Annotated in this window: 2 protein-coding genes and 2 pseudogenes; 2 read left to right on the forward strand and 2 right to left on the reverse strand. The window is 59.7% G+C overall.

Features of this window, described 5'->3' with window-relative positions; genetic code table 11:
- Both HMCN_RS0116615 and HMCN_RS0116620 read left to right on the forward strand, forming a co-directional pair.
- Positions 1–531, forward strand: a pseudogene (locus HMCN_RS0116615) (AMP-binding protein); the annotation flags it as partial.
- A gap of 527 nt (positions 532–1,058) precedes the next feature.
- Positions 1,059–2,729, forward strand: a complete 1,671-nt coding sequence (locus HMCN_RS0116620) for a sigma-54-dependent Fis family transcriptional regulator (protein ID WP_025918439.1) — start codon at positions 1,059–1,061, stop codon at positions 2,727–2,729.
- 50 nt (positions 2,730–2,779) lie between these two features.
- Here the strand turns inward: HMCN_RS0116620 and HMCN_RS0116625 are convergent, their stop codons facing one another.
- On the reverse strand, positions 2,780–6,307 hold the full coding sequence (locus HMCN_RS0116625; RefSeq protein WP_202962682.1) for an FAD-dependent oxidoreductase: 3,528 nt from the start codon (positions 6,305–6,307) through the stop codon (positions 2,780–2,782).
- A 508-nt stretch (positions 6,308–6,815) separates the two neighbouring features.
- Positions 6,816–7,346 (reverse strand): annotated as a pseudogene (locus HMCN_RS0116630) (AMP-binding protein); the annotation flags it as partial.

The raw sequence follows: 7,346 nt of genomic DNA on the forward strand, positions 1-7,346 counted from the left end.
TTGACAGAATTCCGTTATGAGCCGCTGCCGCCCGAGATGCCGCAGCGGGTGCTGGTGCGGCATCCGGCGATAGCATCCGGCTACTGGCAGCGTCCGAAAGAGCAGGCCGATAGTTTCCGCGATGGCTGGTTCTGTCCCGGCGACGTGTTCCTGCGGCATGAAGGCTGGCTTGAATTCACGGGTCGCAACGACGACATGCTGAAAATCGCCGGGCAGTGGGTCAGCACCCAGTGGGTCGAGCAAGCATTGCGCGTGGCCTGCGGCGACAGCGTGCAGGCGCTGGCAGCGGTCGGCGTCAAAAGCGACGACGGGCTGACGGCGATCGCCGCTTTTCTGGTGGCGACGCCGTGTCATGAAGCCGCCGCGCGCAGCAGCCTGGCCAGCGGCATTGCCGGCTTGCCCGGCCACAAGCGGCCGCGCTGGGTGCACTGGGTGGATGCATTGCCGATGACCGCGACCGGCAAGCTGCAGCGCGCCAAACTCGGCGCCTTGCATCAGCAGCAGCGCGATATGGCGCTGTTGGCTTCCTGACCGTAGAATTCAGCAGCACGCCTGAAGCCTGTCTTCCCGCGTTCAGGCTTTTGGGTTTTGCATCGAGCGCGGCGTTGTTGCACGAACAAGACACGGCCGCGTAATGTCTTGCATCCAGGCGTTATGAAATTTTCCTCATTACGAACAGATTTCGGGCGCCCGGTTTCCAGCATGCGGTTGGGACGCCCCGCCAGTGACGGTCTCACTACGTTGACCTGCCGGACCGCGCACCCGCAGTCGTGGGCTAATGATCGCCTGGTATCTTCCCTTCACGTTTTCGGCGAGCGGCGGCCACAATCAGTCTCCGGCCAGACTACCGGCCTCTGGCTGCAAGAAAAACAATATGACTATCCGCTATTTAAAACATGTTCGGCGTTCTCGAGGAAGTGGTTCAGCATGAGATGATACGGTTCAATTCATAACATAATCGTGCCGGATCAAGAGTGATTCAGGAGCGCGAAGACATTAATTACACGTATAAATTTCTTTAAGGAGGTTGCGTGGAGACAATTACATCGATCGATGCCATGGAGGCGTCGCTGGCCGATGCTAGCGAGCTTGCATCGCGCCTGCGTTTTTCATTCGACAGCGGGCATATCTGGCTAGGCGAGACGCGCATGATTCTTTTGCATGGCGCGGCGGTTATTGCGTTGCGCAAGGAACTGATCGATTCGCTCGGCACGGATCGGGCCCGTGGCGTGCTCACGCGCATCGGCTACGCTTCCGGGGTCAGCGATGCGGCATGGGCGCGCAAGCTTTATCCGGACGCCAGCGGCACCGAATTGCTGGTGATGGGGCCGCAATTGCATAAGCTTGAGGGCATGGTCTGCACGCGCAACGGCAGACTCAACATCGATGTCGCCAAGGGCATTTTCTACGGTGAATTCATTTGGGAAAGCTCGTTCGAGGCGGACGCGCATACCGAGCTTTATGGCGTCTCCTCCGAGCCGGCCTGCTGGATGCAACTGGGTTATGCCAGTGGCTATGTGAGCACGCTGATGGGTAAGTTTATTCTTTTCAATGAAACCGAATGTTCGGCCGCAGGTGCGCACCAATGTCGAATCGTCGGACGTCCTCCCGTCGAATGGCATGATGCGGAAGCATCATTGAAATATTTTCAGCCTGATTCGGTGGCGGACCACATCATTGCCTTGCAAACCCAGGTGCAGAATCTGCGGTACTCGATTGACGAAGATCTGCATACCGACGACCTGGTGGGTGCTTCGCCCAGTTTCAGGCAGGCATCCTCCTTGCTGAAGAAGGCGGCCGCCAGTCAGGTGACTGTGCTGCTGCTGGGCGAAACAGGAGTGGGCAAGGAGCGCTTCGCCCGCGCGCTGCACAACGCCAGCAACCGCGCCGACCGGCCTTTTGTTGCCGTCAATTGCGCTGCGCTGCCGGAGCAGCTGATTGAGTCGGAACTTTTTGGCGTGGAGAAGGGCGCCTTCACCGGAGCCCAGCAGTCGCGGCCGGGGCGCTTCGAGCGCGCCCATGGCGGCACGCTGTTCCTGGACGAGGCAGGCGAGCTGTCGGCGTCGGCCCAAGCCAAATTGCTGCGCGTGCTGCAGGAAGGGGAGCTGGAGCGGATCGGCGACAGCCACACCCGTAAAGTCGATGTACGGGTGGTTGCTGCGACCAATGTGAACCTGTCTGAAGCGGTACAAGAGGGGCGGTTCCGCAAGGATCTGTATTATCGACTAAATATTTACCCCGTCACCATTCCGCCTCTGCGCGAACGCAAAGACGATATTGCGCTGCTGGTACAGCGTTTCCTGGATAAATATTGCGTACGCCACAGCAAGCAAGTCATCGGTGTTACTGATCAGGTAATGCATGCGTTCAAACAATATTCTTGGCCTGGCAACATACGTGAACTGGAGAATGTGATTGAGCGCGGCATCATTTTGGCGCAAGAAGGCGGACGCATCGATCTGGCCGATATATTCCCTGCGATTATGGATGACGCCGGCAAACCGAGGCTTTCCGGCCTATCCAAGGATGGCAGTGTGCTGAAACAGGATGAAGGGACCGTCGAAGCGTTTCTTGACTATGTACAGAAAAACAAAGTCAGTCTTGATGAGGTGGAGAGCGTATTGCTCAAGGCTGCCATGGCGCGTGCCGACGGCAACCTTAGTTCGGCTGCGCGCGCGCTCGGCATGACCCGCCCCCAGTTGGCCTACCGCCTCAAGAAGTCGTCGTAAAGCCTGCTTGCGGCGGCCCTGTGATCCATCCCAATCAGCAGAACATTGGTTCAGGAGCGTGCAAGCAGCGGCTGGTCGCCGTGATGCATGCAGCTGTCGATCCACTGCGCCGTAAGTTTTTCCTGCAGGGAGTTTTGTCGCAAACGGGCGTTTAGTCCGGAAAAATCGACGTTATCGAGTGGCTGATCCTGATCGAAGCAAGTGAATACATAGTTGATTTTGCCGGTTTCCGGATCGCGCTGCGGTTGCAGGCATTGGGCGCAAATCTCCTTCATCATGCATTGCATCGGCGAGTTGATCGAACCAATCGCGAAATGACCGGCCTTCATGTAGGGTTTCAGTTCATTATGGCGTGCCAGGGCGATGGCGGCCATCATGCGATCCGATCCGATTGCGATGAGCCGGTCGACGGCGCCGGTATCGATCGGTCTGTCGCCCAGCCCACCGCTGGCATACGCAAGAATGGCCTGCACGATGTTGCCAACAAAGTGCTTGTCCTGCGGCCGGCCGGGGCTAAAGCCTGGCGCTTCGTCGCAGCACCAGACGATGACATCGGCCGCCGCTTCAATCTCGGCCACCTTGTAACGGTCAACACATTTCTTGTAGCCGGCAAAATACAGCACGCGTGAACCGGCGGCGCGAAACGCTGCACCAATCGAAAACAATACCGCATTGCCGAGCCCGCCGCCAACCAGCATCACCGTCTCATTGGCGGCGATATGGGTCGGCGCCCCGGTCGGCCCCATCAGCACCACCGGCTCGCCCGCCTGCAGGGTCGCCACCAGATTGGCCGAACCACCCATTTCCAGTACGATGCAGGCCACCAGCCCCCGCTGCACATCGACCCAGGCGCCGGTCAGCGCCAGCCCTTCCATGCTCATGCGGGTGCCGCGCACCAGGGGCGAGCGGGATTCATAATTCTGTAAGCGGAAAAATTGCCCCGGCCTGAATTGGGCGGCCGCAAACGGCGCGTGCAATACCACTTCGACGATGGTTGGCGTGAGGCGGTTGACCGCATGGACGGTAGCGCGCAGGCCGGCATTCAGGCGCGAAAAAAAACTTGCATCGTCATCCGTATTGGCCGGCGCCTGCTGCGCCAGGACCCGTGACACCAGCGGATACCCCTGTTTGGCGGAAGCCATTGCCTTGACCACATTGCCGGAAAACGACGGGTGCAGGTCGCCAAAATAGGAGACGAATTTACCGCCTGCGGTTTTGCTGAGCAGTACCTCGGCCCGGGCCGGCTTGGAAATCGCGTGTTCCGGCCTGAGCGGCTCACCCTGTTCATCGCATGCGGCGAAATAACGGCCGTCCAGCCGGAAATGCGTTGCATCCTCGCGCGCCAGCACGGTGTTGGGCGAGGTTCCGGCGGCGATGAAAATGGCGCGGGCCGGTAGCGTTAATTGTTCCCCGTCGGACCAGTTGCCGTCGGTGTCGCGCTGCTGGACCTGCATGCGAATGGCGTTGGCAGCGCCTTGCGCATCGACTTCGATGGCGACCGGTCCGAGGCATTCGGCATAGGCAATGCCTTCTTCGAGCGCTTTTTCGATTTCTTCATGATTAAGCGTATAGGCGGGACTGTCGATCATGCGTTTGCGATAGGCGAGCGTCACGCCGCCCCAGCCGCGCAACAGTGCAAGAATGTCTGGCGTCTCGCCAATGGCTGCCGCGCGCAGGCGTTCAGTACGGATCGCCGCCGCATGCTGCAGAAACTCCTCGGCGATTTCCGTATCTTCCGCGCTCCAGCCGGCGCGCACTTTCGCTGCGCTGCGTTCGGCGCATAATTGTTCATGACGCCGCATGAATTTTTCGACCTGAACCGGATAGTATGCCAGCGCTTCGGTCGCCGTATCGATGCCGGTCAAGCCGCCGCCGATCACCACCACCGGCAGGCGCAATTGCATGTTGGCCAGTGAATCGGCTTTGGCCGCGCCGCTTAATTGCAGCGCCATCAGAAAATCGGAGGCGGTGCGTACCCCGCGTGCCAACCCATTCGGAATATCCAGCACAGTTGGACGCCCCGCCCCCAACGCCAGCGCAATATGGTCGAAACCTATCCGGAATGCGTCTTCTGCCGTCATGGTGCCGCCGAAACGCACCCCGCCGAACATCGAAAATTCAGGGCGGCGCTCCAGCAACAGACGCACCACCTTGAGGAAGTTCTTGTTCCAGCGCACCGTGATGCCGTATTCCGCAACGCCACCAAATCCGGCCGGAATGCGCTCGTCGAGTGCTTCAAAAAGCTCTTCCACATTCGTGATCGGCATAAACGCGGTACGGCTACCATCGGTCCGTACACCACTGATGCTCTCCGGCAGAGGTTCGACCTTGAGACCGTCGATGCCGACCACGGTATGCCCATCGTTAAGCAGCTGATGCGCCAGCGTGTACCCGGCCGGCCCCAAACCGGTCACCAGTACCCGGTAGCCGGAGCGCGCTCGCGGATAAGGGCGGCGCAGGTTGAGCGGATTCCAGCGCGTCAGCAGCGAATAGATCTCAAAGCCATACGGCAAGGCCAGCACGTCCTTGATGGTGCGGGATTCGACTTCCGGGATGTTTACCGGCTCCTGCTTCTGATAGATGCAGGATTTCATGCAATCGTTGCAGATGCGGTGGCCGGTGGCGGCCGCCATCGGATTGTCGACCGTGATCATGGCCAGTGCGGCAAGCGCATGACCGCCGGCCTTCAGGGTCTGGAATTCTGAAATTTTTTCCGACAGCGGACAACCGGTCTGGGTAACGCCGAACACCGTGCGCTTGTACGCCGCTTTGCCGCGCAACGGCGGCGCATCCTTCGGCGTTTTTTCCGGCAATCCGTGCGAACAGGAATCCTTGCCCTGTGCATGGCACCAGATGCAGTAATTGGCCTGATCCAGCGCACCGCGCAGGTCGCATCCGGCGTCGGTCAGCGCAAAGCCCTGGCGCTGGCGGAGTTGCGACGGCTTGATGCTGAAAATCCGATAGCCATCCTGATCGAGCGCTTGCGCGCCAGGCACCAGATGTGCATCATCCACCGCATGCACCGGGCGAAACAGGATGTCACCACGATGCGCGGACTGTCCCTCTGCGGTATGAAAAGCCCATGCGGCATAGTGTACGGCGCAGTCAATTTTTTCGGCATTGCCGACTGCATCCTCCAGCCAGGCTTGAACCTGAGTGGCAAATGTAAGCTCATCGAATTGCCCGCCAAACCAGTTGTGCAAGCTGCGCCGCAGCGCGGCGCCATCAATCGAAGCGGCCTGTTCCGCACTGATTTTCCGGGCCGCAGTGCGCTGCACGAACTTGCGCTTGATCGCATGCAGCGGCGCCAGCGCATGATGGCTCTGACTCAGATCGTTCACCTGCGCTTCGATCCTGAACAGCCGCGCAATGAAGTCTTCGACATGGGGCCCCAGCGCCAGCAACAAGTGCGATTCCTGCAGCGGCGTCAGCGCTTCCGGCTGCAAGCGTGCCTGCTGCAATTGCACCAGTAAAAGTGGGTCAGCAGCTTCCATCTCCTGTAGAAAATGCAAATCGAGCGCCAGCAGGCCAGCGCGGGTATATAGCTGCTCCAGGGTCATGTCAAAGTTCAGGTTCAAAGCCGATTCTCCAGAATTTATTGATGCCACATCCTGCGCAATGGTGCCATCCCAATACCGCATCCGGGATGCATCCAAGGCGACTGACATGATTGTGCCAGTCGCACTGAATGGCCGCATCGATTTGATTAATTATTGGGGTATCATGAAAAATATCAGAAATACCGCACGATTTCCTTGGTCTCCGTAAAATATATGGCCCAGTATATTCTTATTTTGAGACTATCTGAGATAGGTATCGCAAGCCTGTCAGCACCGCTGGTCCCTCGGTAGCGCTTGCCAGCTTGCCATACTTTATGCCATCGCATCGGCCAGTCGGACAGGCCGCGACGTCAATCAACACGCCCGCCCCCTCGGCCATTGTCGGCCACACTCTGAACCTAGTCGGTGCGCAGTACGGTTGCCGTCATCAGGCACAGCCTGAGACGCGAGCGGCAACGGGGCCAAAGCGGAAAAACCGATCCTTGACGCGCTCTTGCTTGTCGACGTTCGTTATTCCTCGTGCTGGTCAGGATCCGGTATGGCGCTGCGCCGCGCTCTGCTGATGCAAGGCGCCGAGCTTGGCGCGCTGCAGCTTGCCGGTCGCGGTCATCGGCAATGCATCCACCCAGTGCACCCAGCGCGGCCGCTTGTGGCCGGGCAAGCCGGCAATGCCGCTGGCCAGGCTGCTGCGCGCGGCGGCTTCATGACACGGCGTCGCCACCAGAAAGGCGGCGATTGCCGTCAGCCCGTCGTCGCTTTTGACGCCGACCGCCGCCAGCGCCTGCACGCTGTCGCCGCAGGCTACGCGCAATGCCTGCTCGACCCACTGGGTGCTGACCCACTGCCCGGCGATTTTCAGCATGTCGTCGTTGCGACCCGTGAATTCAAGCCAGCCTTCATGCCGCAGGAACACGTCGCCGGGACAGAACCAGCCATCGCGGAAACTATCGGCCTGCTCTTTCGGACGCTGCCAGTAGCCGGATGCTATCGCCGGATGCCGCACCAGCACCCGCTGCGGCATCTCGGGCGGCAGCGGCTCATAACGGAATTCTGTCAG

The organism is Herminiimonas sp. CN (assembly GCF_000622895.1).
GTDB lineage: Bacteria > Pseudomonadota > Gammaproteobacteria > Burkholderiales > Burkholderiaceae_D > AVCC01.

Coding starts and splice junctions, on each gene's coding strand:
- HMCN_RS0116620 (WP_025918439.1), top strand. CDS start 1,059: ATGGAGGCGTCGCTGGCCGATGCTAGCGAGCTTGCATCGCGCCTGCGT.